This window comes from Streptomyces sp. NPDC088554 (assembly GCF_044752945.1).
Classification (GTDB): Bacteria; Actinomycetota; Actinomycetes; order Streptomycetales; family Streptomycetaceae; genus Streptomyces.
Genome location: NZ_JBIVMF010000004.1, coordinates 91,869 through 111,816 on the forward strand (window position 1 = coordinate 91,869; position 19,948 = coordinate 111,816).

Annotated in this window: 18 protein-coding genes and 1 riboswitch; of the genes, 13 read left to right on the top strand and 5 right to left on the bottom strand. The window is 69.5% G+C overall.

The window, feature by feature from the left end:
- Positions 1–41: 41 nt before the first annotated feature.
- The 3 genes from ACIP8W_RS06075 (at position 42) to ACIP8W_RS06085 (ending at position 1,950) form a co-directional block, all read left to right on the top strand.
- The gene (locus ACIP8W_RS06075) at positions 42–302 is read left to right on the top strand and encodes a UBP-type zinc finger domain-containing protein (RefSeq protein WP_401946814.1); all 261 of its coding nucleotides are present in this window, start codon (positions 42–44) and stop codon (positions 300–302) included.
- A gap of 242 nt (positions 303–544) precedes the next feature.
- Positions 545–958, top strand: a complete 414-nt coding sequence (locus tag ACIP8W_RS06080; RefSeq protein WP_114622250.1) for an anti-sigma regulatory factor — start codon at positions 545–547, stop codon at positions 956–958.
- On the top strand, positions 955–1,950 hold the full coding sequence (locus ACIP8W_RS06085; protein WP_401946816.1) for an RNA polymerase sigma factor SigF: 996 nt from the start codon (positions 955–957) through the stop codon (positions 1,948–1,950). Before ACIP8W_RS06080 ends, ACIP8W_RS06085 begins: the two co-directional genes overlap by 4 nt.
- 60 nt (positions 1,951–2,010) lie before the next feature.
- Here the strand turns inward: ACIP8W_RS06085 and ACIP8W_RS06090 are convergent, their stop codons facing one another.
- Positions 2,011–2,457: a hypothetical protein gene (locus ACIP8W_RS06090; protein ID WP_401946819.1), complete on the bottom strand. Its 447-nt coding sequence runs from the start codon at positions 2,455–2,457 to the stop codon at positions 2,011–2,013.
- A gap of 96 nt (positions 2,458–2,553) precedes the next feature.
- On the opposite strand from ACIP8W_RS06090, the gene ACIP8W_RS06095 reads away from it, so the two are divergent.
- Positions 2,554–3,522 carry a diacylglycerol/lipid kinase family protein gene (locus ACIP8W_RS06095; RefSeq protein WP_401946822.1) on the top strand — a complete coding sequence of 323 codons (969 nt, stop codon included), beginning with the start codon at positions 2,554–2,556 and terminating at the stop codon, positions 3,520–3,522.
- A gap of 317 nt (positions 3,523–3,839) precedes the next feature.
- Positions 3,840–4,097 carry a WhiB family transcriptional regulator gene (locus tag ACIP8W_RS06100; protein WP_004937597.1) on the top strand — a complete coding sequence of 86 codons (258 nt, stop codon included), beginning with the start codon at positions 3,840–3,842 and terminating at the stop codon, positions 4,095–4,097.
- A gap of 217 nt (positions 4,098–4,314) precedes the next feature.
- Here the strand turns inward: ACIP8W_RS06100 and ACIP8W_RS06105 are convergent, their stop codons facing one another.
- A complete protein-coding gene (locus tag ACIP8W_RS06105; protein ID WP_401947418.1) occupies positions 4,315–5,808 on the bottom strand; it encodes a histidine kinase N-terminal domain-containing protein in 1,494 nt (497 codons plus the stop codon).
- A 626-nt stretch (positions 5,809–6,434) separates the two neighbouring features.
- On the opposite strand from ACIP8W_RS06105, the gene nagB reads away from it, so the two are divergent.
- Positions 6,435–7,217, top strand: a complete 783-nt coding sequence (nagB, locus tag ACIP8W_RS06110; protein WP_401946825.1) for a glucosamine-6-phosphate deaminase — start codon at positions 6,435–6,437, stop codon at positions 7,215–7,217.
- Between the two features lie 59 nt (positions 7,218–7,276).
- On the opposite strand, the gene ACIP8W_RS06115 is transcribed toward nagB, so the two are convergent.
- The gene (locus ACIP8W_RS06115) at positions 7,277–8,830 is read right to left on the bottom strand and encodes a glycoside hydrolase family 3 protein (RefSeq protein ID WP_402202119.1); all 1,554 of its coding nucleotides are present in this window, start codon (positions 8,828–8,830) and stop codon (positions 7,277–7,279) included.
- 304 nt (positions 8,831–9,134) lie between these two features.
- Here ACIP8W_RS06115 and ACIP8W_RS06120 point away from each other — a divergent pair, with 304 nt between their 5' ends.
- From ACIP8W_RS06120 to ACIP8W_RS06140, 5 genes are all read left to right on the top strand, one after another.
- Positions 9,135–9,896 carry a GntR family transcriptional regulator gene (locus ACIP8W_RS06120; protein ID WP_402202262.1) on the top strand — a complete coding sequence of 254 codons (762 nt, stop codon included), beginning with the start codon at positions 9,135–9,137 and terminating at the stop codon, positions 9,894–9,896.
- 188 nt (positions 9,897–10,084) lie between these two features.
- Complete coding sequence (locus ACIP8W_RS06125; RefSeq protein WP_401946831.1) at positions 10,085–12,310, top strand: carbon starvation CstA family protein; 2,226 nt, start codon at positions 10,085–10,087, stop codon at positions 12,308–12,310.
- Positions 12,307–12,513, top strand: a complete 207-nt coding sequence (locus ACIP8W_RS06130) for a YbdD/YjiX family protein (protein WP_402202121.1) — start codon at positions 12,307–12,309, stop codon at positions 12,511–12,513. The genes ACIP8W_RS06125 and ACIP8W_RS06130 overlap by 4 nt, the downstream gene beginning before the upstream one ends.
- 152 nt (positions 12,514–12,665) lie before the next feature.
- Positions 12,666–12,806: riboswitch (cobalamin riboswitch) on the top strand.
- Between the two features lie 152 nt (positions 12,807–12,958).
- Complete coding sequence (locus ACIP8W_RS06135) at positions 12,959–15,343, top strand: ribonucleoside-diphosphate reductase subunit alpha (protein ID WP_401946836.1); 2,385 nt, start codon at positions 12,959–12,961, stop codon at positions 15,341–15,343.
- Complete coding sequence (locus tag ACIP8W_RS06140) at positions 15,343–16,371, top strand: ribonucleotide-diphosphate reductase subunit beta (RefSeq protein WP_402149381.1); 1,029 nt, start codon at positions 15,343–15,345, stop codon at positions 16,369–16,371. The genes ACIP8W_RS06135 and ACIP8W_RS06140 overlap by 1 nt, the downstream gene beginning before the upstream one ends.
- A 79-nt stretch (positions 16,372–16,450) precedes the next feature.
- Here ACIP8W_RS06140 and ACIP8W_RS06145 read toward each other — a convergent pair whose 3' ends face one another.
- On the bottom strand, positions 16,451–16,945 hold the full coding sequence (locus tag ACIP8W_RS06145; RefSeq protein ID WP_401946840.1) for an ATP-binding protein: 495 nt from the start codon (positions 16,943–16,945) through the stop codon (positions 16,451–16,453).
- 178 nt (positions 16,946–17,123) lie between these two features.
- Between ACIP8W_RS06145 and ACIP8W_RS06150 the strand changes: the two genes are divergently transcribed.
- Complete coding sequence (locus ACIP8W_RS06150; RefSeq protein ID WP_401946843.1) at positions 17,124–17,963, top strand: Scr1 family TA system antitoxin-like transcriptional regulator; 840 nt, start codon at positions 17,124–17,126, stop codon at positions 17,961–17,963.
- Positions 17,960–18,229: a DUF397 domain-containing protein gene (locus ACIP8W_RS06155; RefSeq protein ID WP_401946845.1), complete on the top strand. Its 270-nt coding sequence runs from the start codon at positions 17,960–17,962 to the stop codon at positions 18,227–18,229. Before ACIP8W_RS06150 ends, ACIP8W_RS06155 begins: the two co-directional genes overlap by 4 nt.
- 466 nt (positions 18,230–18,695) lie before the next feature.
- On the opposite strand, the gene ACIP8W_RS06160 is transcribed toward ACIP8W_RS06155, so the two are convergent.
- Positions 18,696–19,616 carry an alpha/beta fold hydrolase gene (locus tag ACIP8W_RS06160; protein ID WP_402202123.1) on the bottom strand — a complete coding sequence of 307 codons (921 nt, stop codon included), beginning with the start codon at positions 19,614–19,616 and terminating at the stop codon, positions 18,696–18,698.
- Between the last annotated feature and the right edge of the window lie 332 nt (positions 19,617–19,948).

Here is a 19,948-nt window from a genome sequence, read left to right on the forward strand (position 1 = left end):
CCCGTCCGCGCCCGTCCGCGCGCGTCGTAATCTTGGTCATCATGAGCGAGTGCCCCCACATCACGGAACTGCCGCGCCCCGAACCCGCCCCGCGGAGCGCCACCTGCACCGCGTGTCTGGCGGCCGGCAGCCACCCCGTTCAGCTGCGACTCTGCCTGGTCTGCGGCGCGGTGGGCTGCTGCGACTCCTCGCCGTACCGGCACGCCACGCTCCACTTCGAGGAGACGGGGCACGCGGTGATGCGGAGCTTCGAACCGGGAGAGAGCTGGCGATGGTGCTTCGTGGACGGTTCGATCGTGTGAGGGCTGGGTACGTCAACCATCCGCCGCTTCTTCGCAATTGACCGTCGCGACCCTCTGTCGACTTTCCGTGGCCATACATCTACGATGAGTGACGTACGGTGTCGGGGGTCCCGGCGACACAGCACCATGGATCGCGATAGCGTCGCCAGTCCAGACCGGCTACGTAACGACACGTACCGCGAGGCTCCTGGACATTCCCTGTCCCGGAGCCCTGAAGAGCTTGTGCCACCTTGGAGGTGAGGGTGTCCCAGATCGCAGGTGAGCCCGGGACCCAGGACTTCGTGGAAGTCCGGCTGCCCGCTGCGGGTGCCTATCTGTCCGTGCTGCGTACGGCCACGGCCGGTCTCGCGGCGCGTTTGGACTTCACTCTCGACGAGATCGAGGACCTCCGCATCGCGGTGGACGAGGCCTGCGCGATCCTGCTCCAGCAGGCCGTGCCCGGCTCCGTCCTCAGCTGCGTCTTCCGCCTTGTCGAGGACTCACTCGAAGTGATCGTCTCGGCCCCCACCACCGACGGGCGCGCGCCGGAGCGCGACACCTTCGCCTGGACAGTGCTCTCGGCACTGGCGGGCAAGGTGGACTCGACGGTCGCCGAGGACCGTACGGTCACGATCAGTCTCTACAAACAGCGCGGCGCGGGACCCGGGCCGGCGTGAGGAACGGGGACGGTCCGGTGCGTGACGAAGGGCGCATCCCAGAGGAACCGCGGGGAGGGCACGAAGCTCCGGCGGAGCCCGTGCGCGCCCCTGCGGGCATCCCCGAGCAGCAGGCCCGTCCCCATCCGGAGGACGGCGCCCCGGAAGACGGACCGGTCGGCCGGACGGCCGGGGCGGAGCAGGCGCGGGCAGAGCGGGCGGCCTTTATGAGCGAGCAGAACCGGCAGCACCACGATCCGCACGACCGCAGCGCGGCGCGGGCGATGTTCATCGAGCTGGGCAAGCTGCCGGACGGCTCGCCCGAGAAGGCGGAGCTGCGCAATCAGCTGGTGCGGATGCATCTGCCGCTGGTCGAGCATCTCGCGCGCCGCTTCCGCAACCGGGGCGAGCCGCTGGACGATCTGACCCAGGTCGCGACCATCGGCCTGATCAAGTCGGTCGACCGGTTCGACCCGGAGCGCGGGGTCGAGTTCTCGACGTACGCGACCCCGACGGTCGTCGGCGAGATCAAGCGGCACTTCCGGGACAAGGGCTGGGCCGTACGGGTCCCGCGCCGCCTCCAGGAGCTGCGGCTCTCCCTGACGACGGCCACAGCCGAGCTCTCGCAGCAGCACGGCAGATCGCCCACGGTCCATGAGCTGGCGGAGCGGCTGGGCATCTCGGAGGAAGAGGTCCTGGAGGGGCTGGAGTCCGCCAACGCGTACTCCACGCTGTCCCTGGACGTCCCCGACACGGACGACGAGTCCCCGGCGGTCGCCGACACCCTGGGCTCGGAGGACGAGGCGCTGGAGGGCGTCGAGTACCGCGAGTCGCTCAAGCCGCTGCTGGAGGATCTGCCGCCACGAGAGAAGCGGATCCTACTGCTCCGCTTCTTCGGCAATATGACCCAGTCGCAGATCGCGCAGGAGGTCGGCATCTCCCAGATGCACGTCTCCCGCCTCCTGGCCCGCACGCTCGCGCAGCTGCGCGAACGCCTGCTGGTGGAGGAGTAGACCGCGTCCGTACGGGCGCGAGAAGCGTGTGTACGGCAAGCGCGTGTGCGTACGTGAGCGCTACGCGCCGCCGGGGCCCCGGATACCCAGGGCCTCGGTGGTCGCCGCGTTGACGATCAGGACCAGTCCCGTGACGGCGACGGCCGCGAGCACGATGCCGACGGGGATCAGTCCGCCGGTCGAGGTCAGCAGCGTGTAGGCGACCGGCAGCGCGATGATCTGGGTGATCAGCGCGGGCCCCCGGCTCCAGCTCCGGCGGAGCAGCAGTCCCCGGGCGGCGAGCAGCGGGATGGCGCCGAGCGCGATCAGGGTGACCCCGCCCGTCTCGGCCTGCTGCGGGCTGTCGGGGCTCCCGAGCAACCCCATCACCAGCAGGTACAGACCGCCGACGATCAATGCCAGGGCTTCGAGCCCGCAGACGGCCGCGGCGGCCGTCAGCCGGGCGGGACGCGGTCCTGGGGCGGGTTCCGGGGTGGATGCGGGGGTGGTCCGCTCGCTGCTGCTCACCTGTGCAGGGTAACCACCGCCTTGGCGCGTACCACGAGGTAGGCCCCGCTGTCCCGGCGGCGACCGGGTCTCCGCCGGGCCGGTAATCTGCTTGGTATGCGCGCACTCCTCGTGGTCAATCCGGCAGCAACCACCACCAGTGCCCGCACCCGCGATGTACTCATTCACGCGCTGGCCAGCGAGATGAAGCTGGAGGCGGTGACCACCGAATACCGGGGGCACGCCCGCGACCTGGGAAGACGGGCCGCCGATTCGGACGATATCGAGCTGGTCGTGGCGCTCGGCGGGGACGGCACGGTCAACGAGGTCGTGAACGGCCTGCTGCACAACGGGCCCGACCCGGACCGACTGCCCCGGCTCGCGGTCGTCCCCGGCGGCTCGACCAATGTCTTCGCGCGCGCGCTCGGGCTGCCCAATGACGCCGTGGAGGCGACCGGCGCCATTCTGGACGCGCTCGCCCTGCGGAGCGACCGTACGGTCGGCCTGGGACTGGCGGCCGGCACCCCCGGCACGGACGACGAGTCGGTTCCGGCGCGCTGGTTCACCTTCAACGCGGGGTTCGGCTTCGACGCCGGAGTGGTCGGAAGAGTCGAACAGCACCGGGAGCGCGGGAAACGCTCGACGCACGCCCTCTATGTGCGTCAGGTCGTGCGTCAGTTCATGGAGGAGCCGCACCGCCGGCACGGAATGATCACCCTCGACCGGCCCGGCCAGGCCCCGGTCGAAGATCTCGTGCTCTCCATAATCTGCAACACCTCTCCCTATACCTACCTGGGCAATCGTCCGCTGTACGCGTCTCCGAGAGCCTCCTTCGACACGGCGCTCGATGTCCTCGGACTGACCAGGATGTCGACATCCGCAGCGGTCAGATACGGGACCCAATTGCTCGCCTCGACCCCCGATCAGGGCCCTCACGGGCGGCACGCCGTATCCCTTCACGATCTGACCGACTTCACCTTGCATTCCAAGGCGCCCCTGCCCTTCCAGATGGACGGAGACCATCTGGGACTGCGCACGAGCGTGACGTTCACAGGCGTTCGTCGTGCACTGCGTGTGATTGTGTGAGTAGAAGGAGGCAAACTCCTTTCACTCGAACGTTTAGCCTGGCATCCACCCCATGGAAGTACGGCTGTGACCTAGTCGACACCGAGGAATCCAAAAAAACTTTCCAGAAGGGGTTGTATCCGCCGCCGAGGTTTGCGAATCTCTACATGGCGATCGGGACGGCCCGCAACACCGGCCTCCCTGAGAGCAAGAACCCCTCCTCGAACACAAGGACCACACCAGTCCGCTGGCAGTCGGCCCTTCCCTTGTCGGGGGATTCGTGAAAGCGTTCACATTCACAAGCAACCCGCATGTCATACACAAGAGAGGTAGCAGCCATGGACTGGCGTCACAACGCCGTTTGCCGCGAGGAAGACCCCGAGCTGTTCTTCCCCATCGGCAACACCGGTCCTGCGCTGCTGCAGATCGAGGAAGCCAAGGCCGTCTGCCGTCGCTGCCCCGTCATGGAGCAGTGTCTGCAGTGGGCACTTGAGTCCGGCCAGGACTCGGGTGTTTGGGGAGGCCTCAGCGAGGACGAGCGCCGCGCCATGAAGCGCCGTGCCGCTCGCAACCGGGCGCGTAACGCGACCGCCTGAGCCCACCCCCACCACGCCTGGTCGGCGGAGCGTACAGCGTGTACGCATGGTCCCGCCCCCGAACCGCAGCGCGCAGTACCCCCCGATGCGCATCGCAAAGTGAGCTTCGAACCGAGCCCCGGGCCGTCACCACGGCCCGGGGCTCGTTGCTGTCCGCCGGGCCTCGGCTCTCCGGGCTTCTCCGGGCTCCGGGGCTGCGGCTTGTGCGGATTCCGCGCTACTTCTGTGGCTTCACCGGGATGTCCAGCATCACCCGGGTGCCCCGGCCGGGCGCCGGGACCATGTCGAAGGTGCCGCCCAACTCGCCCTCCACCAGGGTCCGGACGATCTGGAGCCCGAGGTTCCCGCCGCGCTGCGGGTCGAACCCCTCGGGCAGCCCGCGCCCGTCGTCCTGGACGGTGATCATCAGCCGGGTGTCGGAGGGCATGCTCCTCCCGCGCCGGATCCGGGGCTCCTCGCCGCGTACGGCCGAGACATCGACCCGGCCCTGCTCCCCCGGCACGAAGGCGTGCTCCAGGGCGTTCTGGAGGATCTCGGTGAGGACCATCGAGAGCGGGGTGGCCACCTCGGCGTCAAGAATGCCGAACCGGCCAGTACGGCGGCAGACGACCGTGCCCGGCGAGATCTCCGAGACCATCGCCAGCACCCGGTCGGCGATCTCGTCGAACTCGACCCGCTCATCCAGATTCTGAGACAGCGTCTCATGGACGATCGCGATGGAACCGACGCGCCGGACGGCCTCGTTGAGCGCCTCCCGGCCCTGCTCCGAATCCATCCGCCGGGCCTGGAGACGCAGCAGCGCGGCGACCGTCTGGAGGTTGTTCTTCACCCGGTGGTGGATCTCCCGGATGGTGGCGTCCTTCGTGATCAGCTCCCGCTCGCGGCGGCGGAGTTCCGTCACATCGTGGAGCAGCACCAGCGAGCCGATGCGGACGCCCTTGGGCTTGAGCGGGATGATCCGCAGCTGGATGACCCCGTCGCCCCCCTCGACCTCGGTCTCGCGGGGTGCGTAACCGCTGGCCAGCTTGACGATGGCCTCGTCCACCGGCCCCCGGGAGGGCGCCAGTTCGTCGGTGGTGCGGCCGAGGTGGTGTCCCACCAGGTCGGACGCGAGTCCCAGCCGGTGATACGCGGAGAGCGCGTTGGGGCTCGCGTACTGGACGATACCGTCGGCGTCGAGCCGGATCAGCCCGTCCCCGGCGCGCGGGGAGGCGTCCATGTCGACCTGCTGACCGGGGAAGGGGAAGGATCCGGCGGCGATCATCTGGGCCAGGTCGGAGGCGGACTGGAGGTAGGTCAGCTCCAGCCGGCTGGGGGTGCGGACGGTGAGCAGGTTGGTGTTGCGGGCGATGACCCCGAGGACCCTGCCCTCACGCCGTACGGGGATGGACTCGACCCGTACGGGAACCTCCTCACGCCACTCGGGGTCGCCCTCCCTGACGATGCGCCCCTCGTCCAGCGCCGCGTCCAACAGCGGTCTGCGGCCCCGGGGAACGAGATGGCCGACCATGTCGTCCTGATAGGAGGTGGGTCCGGTGTTGGGCCGCATCTGGGCGACGGACACATAGCGCGTGCCATCCCGGGTGGGGACCCACAGGACGAGGTCGGCGAAGGAGAGGTCGGAGAGCAACTGCCACTCCGAGACCAGCAGATGCAGCCACTCCAGGTCGGATTCACCGAGGGCTGTGTGCTGGCGGACGAGGTCGTTCATGGAGGGCACACCCGCGAGCGTACCCGCGGGTGGCCCGTGTTCCGGAACCCGGAAGGGCCAGGACCTGTTCCCGGGGGCTCCGGGGAAATAGGGTCGCGGTACGCGTGGACACGACAGAACAGCCCGGTCCACAATGAAGTGACAACGGCCTGATCCACGTCTTGCGCGGGTCCGCACTCGTGCCTCTTCTCCGTGCGCGGACGTGTCTTCACTCGCGCTTCCTCTCCGTGCGCGTCGGGCCGCCAGAGTCTCCGTCCTCCCCGCACAGGAGGGCGGACGAGGTCCGGCCGCTCTCTGCCCTGACTGCGACAGGACCTCTCCCACGGCCGCGCGGGACCGCACCCCGCCGGCCGAGCATTCCGGGCTGCGGTGCCGGACGGGCCGAGGGTCCCGTCACGGCGCCGCGGCCCGCGGGTGACCCGGCCCGCGGCCGGCCCGAGCCCGACAACCTCTCAGCCGCTCTCCCGGTCGGCCACGGCCCCGCCACCGGACCCACCCCGGATGTTCCCCCGCGGTTCGGCAACGGGCCACCGGCGGGCCCCTGACGGGACGAACCCCCCTGCTAGAATTGGTCTATACCACATAGTGAGATTTTCGGAGTTCTCTTCAGATCGGCAGGTCCCAGCGTGGAAGTTGTCATCGTCAAGGACGCCGCGGCGGGTGGCGCGCTCATCGCGGACAGCATCGCCACGCTGCTGCGCCACCGCCCCGACGCCCTGCTCGGGGTGGCCACGGGCTCGACCCCGATCCCGGTCTACCGGGCGCTGACGGCCCTGGTCCGCTCCGGCGCGGTGGACATCTCCGGCGCCAGGATCGCCCAGCTCGACGAGTACGTGGGACTGCCCCCCGGCCACCCCGAGTCGTACCGCTCGGTCGTGCTGCGCGAGGTGGTCGAGCCGCTGGGGCTGAGCGAGAGCGCCTTCATGGGGCCGGACGGCAGCGCCGCCGACGTCCAGGCCGCCTGCGAGGCGTACGACCGGGCGCTGGCCGAGGCGGGCGGGGTCGATCTCCAGCTGCTGGGCATCGGCACGGACGGCCACATCGGCTTCAACGAGCCCTGTTCCTCGCTGGCCTCCCGCACCCGTATCAAGACGCTGACCCGGCAGACCCGTGCGGACAACGCGCGCTTCTTCGACAGCCCCGAGGAGGTGCCGCACCATGTGATCACCCAGGGCATAGGCACCATCCTGGAGGCCCGCCATCTGGTGCTGCTGGCCACCGGCGAGGGCAAGGCCGAGGCCGTGGCGCAGGCCGTCGAGGGCCCGGTCGCCGCGCTGGTCCCGGCCTCCGCGCTCCAGCTGCACCCGCACGCCACGGTCGTCGTGGACGAGGCGGCCGCCTCCCGGCTGAAGCTCGCCGACTACTTCCGCGCCACCTTCGCCTCCAAGCCGGACTGGCAGGGCATCTGACCCGTACGGGAGACTCCGCACGGGAGATCCCTCAGGGGACAGTCCGTACGGGAGAGCCCCTACGGGGTGGTACGAAAGGTGCGGGCGCCCCGGCCCGCGATGACCTCCGCCGCCGCCCGGCCGCACACCCGCGCCGCGCCGTGCGTCGCGATGTGCAGGGCACCCCTCGGCTCCGCCGCGTTCACGCCCATCTCCACCACGACCGTCCCGGGCCGCGCGGCCAGCAGCGCGTCCAGGGCCCTGGCCATCCCCGGGTGGCGGTGGACGTCGCGCACGACGGCGACGACCGTACGGTCCCCCGCCGCCGCCAGCACCGCCGCCGCCAGCGCCGCCGGCTCGCTGTCCGCCATCACGGAGCCGCTGTACGAACCCGTCGCGGTCCCCGGGAGCAGGCGCGCCAGCTCCGCCGTGACGCCCCACGGGGTCTCGTCCCCCACCGCCGGGTTCGCGACGGGGGTGAAGGCCGCGACGTACGGCGGCCGGGTGAGCGGTCCGGCCGTCCCCGTCACCCGTACGGCACGGCGGGCGGCCACCAGCCCGACCGCGGGGCCGGACTCGGCCTCCTCCCGCACCGCCGCGCCCGACCCCGGTGCGCCCCCGGCCCGCAGCGTCCAGCCGGCGAGTCCGCGCACCCGCGCGGCCGCGTCGGCCAGCCGTTCCTCGGGGAGCTCGCCGCTCCGTACCGCCGCCACCAGCGCGTCGCGCAGCCGGAGCACGGTGCCCTCGTCCGCCAGACCGCCGCCGACACAGATCGCGTCGGCGCCCGCGGCGATGGCGAGGACGGAGCCGCGCTCGATCCCGTACGTCGAGGCGATGGCCCGCATCTCGATGCCATCGGTGACGATCGGCCCCCGGAAGCCCAGCTCCGCACGGAGCAGACCGGTGAGGATCCGCCCGCTGAGGGTCGCCGGGCGGTCCGGGTCGAGCACGGGCAGCAGAATGTGCGCGCTCATCACCGACCGGGCACCGGCGGCGATGGCGGCACGGAAGGGCAGCAGGTCGCGGGCGTGCACGGTGTCCAGGTCCGCATCGATCCTGGGCAGCGAGTGGTGCGAGTCCACGGCGGTGTCGCCATGGCCGGGGAAGTGCTTCACACAGGCGGCGACCCCGACGCTCTGGAGGCCCTCGACATAGGCGGCGGTGTGCCGGGCCACCAGCTCCGGATCGGCGCCGAAGGACCGTACCCCGATCACCGGATTGTCGTCGTTGGAGTTCACATCGGCGGACGGCGCCCAGTTGAGGTTGACCCCACACGCCGCCAGCCGTCCGCCCAGCTCACGGGCGACGGCCCGGGTGAGGTCGAGGTCGTCGACGGCCCCGAGCGCGCGGTTCCCCGGGAAGGAGGAGCCGTGGCGCACCTCCAGACGGGTGACATCGCCGCCCTCCTCGTCGATCGCTACCAGGACCTCGCCCCGCTCCGCCCGCAGCCGCGCGGTGAGCGCGGCGAGCCGCTCGGGGGTGTCGATGTTGCGGCCGAACAGCCCGACCGAGGTGAGCCCCTCACCGAGCCGGCGCAGCAGCCAGTCCGGGGCGGTGGTGCCGAGGAAGCCCGGCTGGAGGACGGCGAGCGCGTCACGGGTGAGGGTGTCCGTATGGGATACGAGTGTGGTCATCGTGCCGCCCTCACGAGTGTTGGTTCAGACCAGGCCAGAGCTTGGCCCGGACCTTTCCCGGTGTCAAGAACACAGCGGCCACGCACCCGTCCGCCCGGAACACATCCCCCATAACGCATCCGTCCGGAACAACCCGTCCACCCGGCACACCTCTCCCGCGCACACCGGGCAACGGCGGCCACGTCCGTTACCGGACCGACACCCGAGAGGGGGGAACACCCCCTGCCCCGCCCGTGCCACGATGTGAGCCGCGACAGACGGAGGAGCGCCGGTGACGGCACCACAGGGATCGGAAGAGCAGGCCATGACGACGGACGGGGGCGGTACGGAGACCGAGACCGGGGCCGCCATCCGGACCGCGCGGGTACCCAAGTACTACCGCCTCAAGCGGCACTTGCTCGACATGACGGACACACTGCCGCCCGGCACACCGGTCCCCCCGGAGCGCACACTCGCCGCCGAGTTCGACACCTCGCGCACCACCGTCCGCCAGGCGCTCCAGGAACTGGTCGTCGAGGGCCGGCTGGAACGCATCCAGGGCAAGGGCACCTTCGTCGCCAAGCCCAAGGTCTCCCAGACCCTCCAACTCACCTCGTACACCGAGGACATGCGCGCCCAGGGGCTGGAACCCACCTCCCAACTGCTGGACATCGGCTATGTCACCGCCGACGACACACTCGCCGGACTGCTCGACATCACCACCGGCGGACAGGTGCTGCGCATCGAGCGGCTGCGGCTGGCCAGCGGCGAGCCGATGGCCATCGAGACCACCCATCTGTCGGCCAACCGCTTCCCCGCGTTGCGCCGTTCGCTCGTCAAGTACGCCTCCCTCTATACGGCGTTGGCCGAGGTGTACGACGTGCGCCCCGCCGAGGCCGAGGAGACCATCGAGACCTCACTGGCCACCCCGCGCGAGGCCGGACTGCTCGGTACGGATGTCGGCCTGCCCATGCTGATGCTCTCGCGCCACTCACTGGACACCGCGGGCGAACCGGTGGAGTGGGTACGGTCGGTGTACCGGGGCGACCGCTACAAGTTCGTGGCCCGCCTGAAGCGCCCGGTGTGACGCGCCCGGTGCGCCGGGTGCGACAGCGCCGGGTGCGCCCGGTGTGACGCGCCGGGTACGCGGCCCGGCACACTCCCCAGTGGCGTTGTTTCTGTGCAGATCCGGCCACAGGGGGTGACTGCGGCCGATCGCCTCGCTTAGATTTCCTGCGCGTTACCACAGGCGATCAGCGAGGGGACGGAACCGCCGTGACAGAACCAGTACCACCCAGCACCGCGCCGAAGAGTGCCCGCGGTCTCACCCCGAAATCGGTCGCCGTCTGGGTGCTCGTCGCCCTGGTGGGCGCGGCCGGCTGGGGAGTTCTCGCGCTCTCGCGCGGCGAGGAGGTGTCGGCCGCCTGGATGCTGGCGGCCGCTCTCGGCTCGTACGCCATCGCGTACCGCTTCTACTCGCGCTTCCTCGCGAACCGCGTGCTCAAGGTCGACAAGACCCGCGCCACCCCGGCCGAACGGCTCGACAACGGTGTCGACTTCCACCCCACCGACCGGCGGGTGCTCTTCGGCCACCACTTCGCGGCCATCGCGGGCGCGGGTCCGCTGGTCGGTCCGGTGCTGGCCGCGCAGATGGGTTATCTGCCGGGCACGATCTGGATCGTCGCGGGCGTCATCTTCGCCGGTGCCGTCCAGGACATGGTGACGCTGTTCTTCTCCACCCGCAGGGACGGCCGTTCGCTCGGCCAGATCGCCCGGGACGAGATCGGCCCCTTCGGCGGAGCCGCCGCGCTGATCGCCCTCTTCATGATCATGATCATCCTGCTGGCGGTGCTGGCGCTGGTCATCGTCAACGCCCTGTCCCACTCCCCGTGGGGCGTCTTCTCCATCGCCATGACCATCCCGATCGCCCTCTTCATGGGCGTCTACCTGCGGGTGCTGCGGCCCGGCAGGGTCACCGAGGTCTCACTCCTCGGGGTCGCCCTGCTGCTGCTCGCCATCGTCTCGGGCGGCTGGATCGCCGAGTCCTCGTACGCGGACACCTTCACGCTGGAGGCCGGGACCCTGGTCGTCTGGATGGTCGCGTACGGCTTCCTCGCCTCCGTACTCCCGGTGTGGATGCTGCTGGCGCCGCGCGACTATCTGTCGACCTTCATGAAGGTCGGCACGATCGTGCTGCTGGCGCTCGGTGTGGTGATGGTGCTGCCGACCCTGAAGATGGACGCGGTCACCGAGTTCGCGACCGGGCGCAACGGTCCGGTCTTCGCCGGGTCGATGTTCCCGTTCGTCTTCATCACCATCGCGTGCGGCGCGCTCTCCGGCTTCCACTCCCTGATCGCCTCGGGCACCACCCCCAAGATGGTCCAGAAGGAGACCCAGATCCGGCTGATCGGCTACGGCGCGATGCTGACCGAGTCCTTTGTCGCGATCATGGCGATGATCATGGCCTGTGTCATCGACCCGGGTCTGTACTTCGCCGTCAACTCCCCGGCCGGTGTCATCGGCGGTACGGTCGAATCCGCCTCGCAGGCCGTCGCCAACCTCGGCTTCACCATCTCGCCCGACCAACTCGCCCAGGCCGCCAAGGACGTCGAGGAGACGAGCCTGCTGTCACGGACGGGCGGCGCGCCGACCTTCGCGCTCGGCATGTCGGAGATCTTCTCGGCCGTCGTCGGCGGGGCGGGGATGAAGGCGTTCTGGTATCACTTCGCCATCATGTTCGAGGCGCTGTTCATCCTCACCACGGTGGACGCGGGCACCCGGGTCGGCCGCTTCATGCTTCAGGACATGCTCGGCAACGTGTACAAGCCGATGCGGCAGGTCAGCTGGAAGCCGGGCGTCTGGTTCGCCAGCGCGGTCGTCGTCGGCGGCTGGGGCTACTTCCTCTGGGTCGGGGTGCACGACCCGCTGGGCGGCATCAACCAGCTCTTCCCGCTGTTCGGTATCGCCAACCAGCTGCTGGCGGCCGTCGCCCTCGCCGTCTGCACCACCCTGCTCGTCAAGTCGGGCCGGCTGAAATGGGCCTGGGTGACGGCCGTACCGCTCGCCTGGGACGCCGCCGTCACACTCACCGCGAGCTGGCAGAAGATCTTCTCCGCCGATCCGAAGGTGGGATTCTTCACCCAGCGCGATGTGTACCAGGCGGGCATCGACCGGGGCGAGGTCCTGCCCCCCGCCAAGACCATGGACGACATGCAGACCGTGGTGACCAACTCCACGGTGGACGGGGTCCTCACGGCCCTCTTCGCCGTCCTGATCCTCGTCGTCATCGCGGACGCCGGACGCGTCTGTTTCAAGGCGATCCGCGACCCGGAGGGCATCGTCCTGTCGGAGACCCCGCACGTCGAGTCCAGGATCGTCGCCCCGGCCGGGCTCATCCCCACCTCGGAGGAGAAGGCCGAACTGGCGGCGGGCGTGGGCGCGGGAAGCGGCGTCAGTGCGGGAGTGGGGAGAGGTACGGGCTCCGGAAGCGGTACGTCATGACCCCCGCCACCCGGGTCCGGCACACCGCGGGACGGATCCGCTGGTACGTCCGGGAGCTGACCGGCGAGTCGACGTACGACCGTTACGTCGCCCACATCCGCGCCTCCTGCCCGGACGCCCCCGTGATGACCCGCCGCGCCTTCGAGCGCGCCCGGATGGACGCCCGCGAGGCCGACCCCCGGGAGGGCTTCCGCTGCTGCTGAGGGGCGCTCCGGGCCCGTAGGGGCGGGGTGGCCGTCCCGTACGGGAGGCACGACCGGGCCCGTACGGGAGGTGCGGCCGTCCCGTACGGGAGGGAGCTCGCACCCCGGACGAAAGGCGCACGACACAACATCTGGGGGGTGGCGAAAGGCTCGCCCCCCAGATGTATGCTCGTGCTCGCTGTCGACGCAGGGGAATCCGGTGTGAATCCGGAACTGTCCCGCAACGGTGTGCTGTGGTGTGCTTTGTCATGCCTCCGCGAGTCCGGGTACCTGCCGGCAGTGTGTCCGGCTCGACCGATCCGGACGCCCAGACGTCCGGGCCTCGCGGTTGGGCCGGTGGACGCCGCACACACCGTGCTGCCCTGATGTGACGGGCCGTGCCGTGGTGCGCGCGGACCCCGACTCCCCTCCCGAAGGCCCAGAGCCGAGCGAGGGAGAGCACCACGTGACCATCGCGCCAGCGGATCCGGTTCCGGCACTGTCGGAGATCACTCAGGCGACGGCCGACGGCCCCGGGACCGCGTTGCTGCGGACCCTGACGGAGCTGACCGCCGATCTGCCCGACACCGACCCGGGCAGAGTCGCGGCCGCCGCACTGCGGGGCCGTAACGCCCGGTCGGACGAGGCCGAGCTGCGCGAGCTGGCCACCGAGGCGGCGGCGGGCCTGATCTCCGAGGACCCCGCCTACTCCCGGCTCGCCGCCAGGCTGCTGACCCGCACCATCGCGGACGAGGCGGCGACCCAGGGCGCGGTGTCCTTCTCCGGATCCGTCGCGACCGGCCACCGCGAGGGCCTGATCGCGGACCGTACGGCCTCCTTCGTGGCGCTCCACGCTCCCCGGCTCGACCGGCTGATCGACCAGGACGCCGACGACCGCTTCGGTTATTTCGGGCTGCGCACCCTCTACAGCCGCTATCTGCTCCGCCACCCGATCACCCGCCAGGTGATCGAGACCCCCCAGTTCTTCATGCTGCGTGTCGCCTCCGGCCTCGCGGCCGACGAGAGCGCCCACGCGCTGGACGAGGTCTCCGCGCTGTACCGGCTGATGAGCAGGCTGGACTATCTGCCCTCGTCGCCGACGCTCTTCAACTCCGGCACCCGCCACCCGCAGATGTCCTCGTGCTATCTGCTGGACTCCCCGCTGGACGAGCTGGACTCCATCTACGACCGCTACCACCAGGTGGCCCGCCTCTCGAAGCACGCGGGCGGCATCGGGCTCTCGTACTCCCGCATCCGTTCGCGCGGTTCGCTGATCCGGGGGACGAACGGCCACTCCAACGGCATCGTTCCCTTCCTCCGGACGCTGGACTCCTCGGTCGCGGCGGTCAACCAGGGCGGCCGGCGCAAGGGCGCGGCCTGTGTCTACCTGGAGACCTGGCACGCGGACCTGGAGGAGTTCCTCGAACTCCGCGACAACACGGGCGAGGAAGCCCGCCGTACGCACAATCTGAACCTCGCGCACTGGATCCCCGACGAGTTCATGCGCCGGGTCGAGTCGGACGGCGTCTGGTCGCTGTTCTCCCCGGCGGACGTGCCCGAGCTGGTCGACCTGTGGGGCGACGCGTTCGACGCCGCGTACCGCAAGGCCGAGGCCGACGGTCTGGCCCGCAGGACCATCCAGGCCCGCGAGCTGTACGGCCGGATGATGCGCACCCTGGCCCAGACCGGCAACGGCTGGATGACCTTCAAGGACGCGTCGAACCGTACGGCCAACCAGACCGCCGAGCCCGGCCACACCGTCCACTCCTCGAACCTCTGCACCGAGATCCTCGAAGTCACGGACGACGGCGAGACGGCGGTCTGCAACCTGGGCTCGATCAACCTCGGTGCGTTCGTCCTCGCGGACGGCGAGATCGACTGGGAGCGGCTGGACGAGACCGTCCGTACCGCCGTCACCTTCCTCGACCGCGTCGTGGACATCAACTTCTACCCGACCGAGCAGGCCGGCAACTCCAACGCGAGGTGGCGACCGGTCGGCCTCGGCGCGATGGGCCTCCAGGACGTCTTCTTCAAGAAGCGTCTGGCCTTCGACTCCCCCGAGGCCGCCGCGCTCTCCACCCGGATCGCCGAGCGGATCATGCTCGCCGCGTACGAGACCTCCTGCGACCTGGCCGAACGCTCGGGCCCGCTGCCCGCGTGGTCGAAGACCCGTACCGCGCGCGGAGTGCTCCACCCCGACCACTACGGCGTCGAGCTGACCTGGCCCGAGCGCTGGGACGCGCTGCGCGCCCGGGTCGCGGAGACCGGGATGCGCAACTCGCTGCTCCTCGCCATCGCGCCGACCGCGACGATCGCCTCGATCGCCGGTGTGTACGAGTGCATCGAGCCGCAGGTCTCCAACCTCTTCAAGCGCGAGACGCTCTCCGGCGAGTTCCTCCAGGTCAACTCCTACCTGGTGGACGAGTTGAAGCAGCTCGGCGTCTGGGACGCGCAGACCCGCGAGGCGCTGCGCGAGTCCAGCGGCTCGGTCGCGGGCTTCACCTGGATCCCGGCCGAGACGCGTGAGCTGTTCCGTACGGCGTGGGAGATCCCGCAGCGCGGCCTGATCGACATGGCGGCGGCCCGTACACCGTTCCTCGACCAGAGCCAGTCGCTGAACCTGTTCCTGGAGACGCCGACCATCGGGAAGCTCAGCTCGATGTACGCGTACGCCTGGAAGAAGGGCCTCAAGACGACGTACTACCTGCGTTCGCGCCCGGCGACGAGGATCGCGCGCGCGGCGGGCGCACCCCAGACCGCCACCGCGCCCGTACCCGCCCAGGCGACCTCCGCCGAGGACGCTGTCGCCTGCTCCCTGGAAAACCCCGAGTCCTGCGAGGCCTGCCAGTAATGACCACCACCGATTCCGTTTCTGTACAGAAGAACCTGCTGGACCCGGGCTTCGAACTGACCCTGCGCCCCATGCGCTACCCGGACTTCTACGAGCGCTACCGCGACGCGATCAAGAACACCTGGACGGTCGAGGAGGTCGACCTCCACTCCGACGTCGCCGACCTCGCCAAGCTCACCCCGGGCGAGCAGCACATGATCGGCCGGCTGGTCGCGTTCTTCGCGACGGGCGACTCGATCGTCTCGAACAACCTGGTGCTGACGCTCTACAAGCACATCAACTCCCCCGAGGCCCGCCTCTACCTCTCGCGCCAGCTCTTCGAGGAGGCCGTGCACGTCCAGTTCTATCTGACGCTGCTCGACACCTACCTCCCCGACCCGGCGGACCGCGCGGCGGCCTTCGACGCGGTGGAGGAGATCCCGTCGATCCGCGAGAAGGCGCAGTTCTGCTTCAAGTGGATGGACTCGGTGGAGAAGATCGACCGCCTGGAGTCCAGAGCCGATCGCCGCCGCTTCCTGCTCAACCTGATCTGCTTCGCGGCCTGCATCGAGGGCCTGTTCTTCTACGGCGCCTTCGCGTACGTGTACTGGTTCCGCTCGCGCGGCCTGCTGCACGGCCTGGCGACCGGTACGAACTGGGTCTTCCGCGACGAGACCATGCACATGAACTTCGCGTTCGAGGTCGTCGACACGGTCCGCAAGGAAGAGCCCGACCTCTTCGACGACGAACTCCAGCAGCAGGTCACGGACATGCTCAAGGAAGCGGTCGACGCGGAACTCCAGTTCGGCCGCGACCTGTGCGGCGAGGGCCTCCCGGGCATGAACACCGAGTCGATGCGCGAATACCTGGAGTGCGTCGCCGACCAGCGCCTCCAGCGCCTGGGCTTCCCCCCGGTGTACGGCTCGCAGAACCCGTTCTCCTTCATGGAGTTGCAGGGCGTCCAGGAACTGACCAACTTCTTCGAGCGCCGCCCGTCCGCGTACCAGGTGGCGGTGGAGGGCACGGTCGGCTTCGACGACGACTTCTAACCGTACGGAGCTGTTGTACGGGGGCGGTGGGGCCGGCGCCGAAAGGCACCCCGGCCCCACATCCGTATCCGGGACCGCTTCATACGGGATACCCCACCTCCGCCCACACCGTCTTGGTGTACGGATCCCGCACCGCCCACCCCCACCGGTCCGCGTACGCGGCCACCAGCAACAGCCCCCGCCCACCGGTCGAGTCCACCGGCGGCGGGGGCGAGATCCCGGGCGCCCTGGGCAGCCGGTCGGGCCGGGTGTCGATCACCTCGATACGTACCAGCTCCGCCGCGAGCGCGAGCCGCACCTCGAAGTCCCGCCCAGGGGTACGCCCGTGGGTCACCGCGTTCGCGGCCAGCTCGGCGACGACGGCGGTGACCACGGCGGAGGTCGCGCCGGTCCGGGGGATGTCCCACTCGTCGAGCTGCTGCGTACAGAGCAACCGGGCCAGACGGGCGCCGCGATGGCTGGAACTGAGTCTGATCCGGGCCGGCGGATAGAGCGGCGACAGCGGCGGCGGGGCGGCAAGCTCGGCGGGCGCGGGCCCGGTGGAGACGGCGGCGGGGGAAGTTTCCGACTTCATAGAGCGACGGTCCCGTTACGCGCCTACCCTGACCAGGGAGGACGCCTGTACCTGAAGGCCGTGTACGGGTCGGGCCCGATTTTGTACGGGTCGAGATCCGTAACGCCTCCAGGACAACGGGCGTTGCCGGGTATAGAAGGCATTCGGACATCGGCACACACGCTGGAGTGTGAGGCGTATGGGAACCAGCCGTACGAAGAAGCAACAGGCGCAGGGCGACGACCGTCCGGGCATCTGGGTCGGCTACGGCAAACTGCTCAAACTGCACCGGGAGCGGGCCGGGTTGACCCAGGAGGCGCTGGCCGAGGCACTGGGCTACTCCGTAGAACTGGTCGGCTCGATCGAACAGGGCCGCAGGCCCGCGAAGGCGGCGTTCACGGACGCGGCGGAGCGAGTCCTGAACGCGGGCGGGACACTGGCGGTGTTGCAGGACGATGTGGATCTCGCGAAACTACCGGCGTTCTTCTACAACTTCGCCGTGATCGAGACGGACGCGATCAGCAGGTACGACTTCGAGCCACTGCTGATCCCCGGACTCCTCCAGACAGAGGAGTATGCGCGGGCTCTCTTCTCCAGGCACTGTCCGGTCCTCTCCGAGGAGATGATCGAGCAGCGCGTGGAAGCCAGGCTCAGCCGCCAGAAACTGCTGACCCGCACACCGGCCGTGGAGCTGTGCTTCATCATCGCGGAATCGGCTCTGACGACGACCGTGGGCGATGCCGCGTTGATGAAGAGGCAGCTTCAACATCTGCTGGTCCAGGGGGCGCTGCCCAACGTAGAGATCCAGGTCATGCCGGCCGCTCACGGCTTCCACCTGGGGTTGAACGGCCCTATGGTCGTCATGGAGACCTCGGAGCACCGGCATGTCGCCTACATCGAGTCCCAGGGGGCCGGACTGGTGATCACTGATCCGACAAGGGTCAGCACCTTCGGCTTGCGCTATGGCAAGCTGCGCACGCAGGCTCTGAACGGTGATGAGTCCGCACGTCTTATCCAGCGCTTGGCAGGAGAAGCATGAGTACGGAGCAGGTGGAGACCGCCACCGCCCAACTGGTCTGGTTCAAGAGCAGCTACACCGGCTCGGATGGCGGAAACTGTGTAGAAGTAGCGTGGTACAAGAGCAGTTACAGCGGCTCGGGCGGCGGCGACTGCGTAGAAGTGGCGGTGGCCCCCACCGCCATCCACATCCGCGACTCCAAAAGAACCCAGGGCCCCGTACTCCAGTTCCCCGCCACCGGCTGGACGGACTTCGTCGCCTTCGCCCAGGCGACCGAATCCGTCTGACCCGGCTCCGTACAGGTACGGCAGGGGGTCCCTCGGGACCCCTCAGCGGGGTTTCACCATCACCGGACAGGAGCGCCACAGCGCCACTCCGGCCACTATCAACTCCGCCACCACGCGGCGTTCGGAGGAGAACCGGCCTCACCGGCTCGTCTACGACGGTGTATCGGCCTCAAGAACCGGCCCCCTGGACCCACCCCGCAAGCTGGCGAGTATCCGCGTCATTGCCCAGGATCACTGGCAAACGGATGACGAGGAGTACCAGCTCGCCAACCATCACGACAAGATCGGCGTCATTACCGCGTACTGCCGCAACGTCGCTCGGAAGAACACCACCAAGGTGTTCGCCCGGTATGGCATCGACCTCGAACCGATCGCTGACCTGCGGTTCTCGTGAGAGAGCCCGGCTCTGCGAAGCGCCCTGACGTACGCAGCGAAGATACGTGCGCGAAGGCGCGGGTGCGGGCGCTCAGTGCCGGCGCAGGAAGCTCATCAGTACGCGGTTCCAGGTATCCGGCTGCTCCCAGTGCGGATTGTGGCCCGCCTCGCCGATGACGTGTGTCTCGACGTCCTGGAGATGCTGGGCGATGAGGCGCTTGACGGAGGGCGGGGTATAGAGGTCCGCGTCGCCGGTGATCAGCTGGACCGGCAGGGCGATGGTTTCCAGGGAGGCCCAGGTGATCCTGTTGGCGAGCGCCTGACGGAACGCGTCGTCCATCCTGGCCCGATGATGGATCTCCGTCCAGGCCGCTACACCATTCGGGTTGCCGCCTCGATAGGACGGTCCCAACTCCTTGAATTCTTCCGGCATTTCATCGAATGGGGCGGGCCGGAGGGAACCGGAGAGCCGTGTGTAGTCGGCGTCGGAGATACCCATGATGCTGCCGGAGACGGTGAGGCTGCGCAGCCGGTCCGGGTGGGACAGGGCGTAGTCGACGGCAATCTCACCGCCCGCCGCCAAGGCCGCCAGGTGGAAGCGGTCCAGGCCGAAGTAGTCGGCCAGGACGTGCAGGTCCCCGGCACCGGTATCCGCATCGGCCCGGTTTCCGGCCACCGAGCGGTAGGCGCCGCGTCGCGAGTAGCCGATCGTCCGGAACCCGGCGCGGGCGAGTACCGGCTGCTGGTACGGCCAGCTCTCTCCGCTCCCGGAGAAAGGGTGCAGCAGAACGACGGCCGCTCCGCTGCCGCCGGTGTCCCAGCACCACAGGCTCCCGCCCCCGACGACCGGGACCTGATGCTCGGTCACCGGCACCTGTTCCGGTACGGGCACGCGCTCCCAGGGCACGGCCCCGCCCATGGCCTTCCCTCCACCCCTGGAATCGGCGGCGGCCTGCCCGGCCCCCGCACCACCGACCGCGAACGCGGCCACCGCGGTAGCGCCGCCACTCACCAGCGCACGGCGACTCGGCCCTAATCCGGTGATGTCCCGTCCCCTGCCCATCTCGTTCCCCTCATCCGCGGCCCCTGTCGACACGTCGATACCGCGCCCACAGCACATCGCCGCCGCCTCACCGCCCACTGTGGCATCGGCGCTTGTGAATCAGCTGTGGGGCGCATACCACCGCGCCGGCGGCACCCGGCCGATGGATCCAACCCCGGCACACCAGAAGCGAGATGGCCGCCCCGTACGGCCTGATCACCACCCGCGAACCCTCACCACACGGAGTGCGCCGACTCCGTACCGTCAAATATTGTGATGCTCGCGTGATCAGCACAACCACA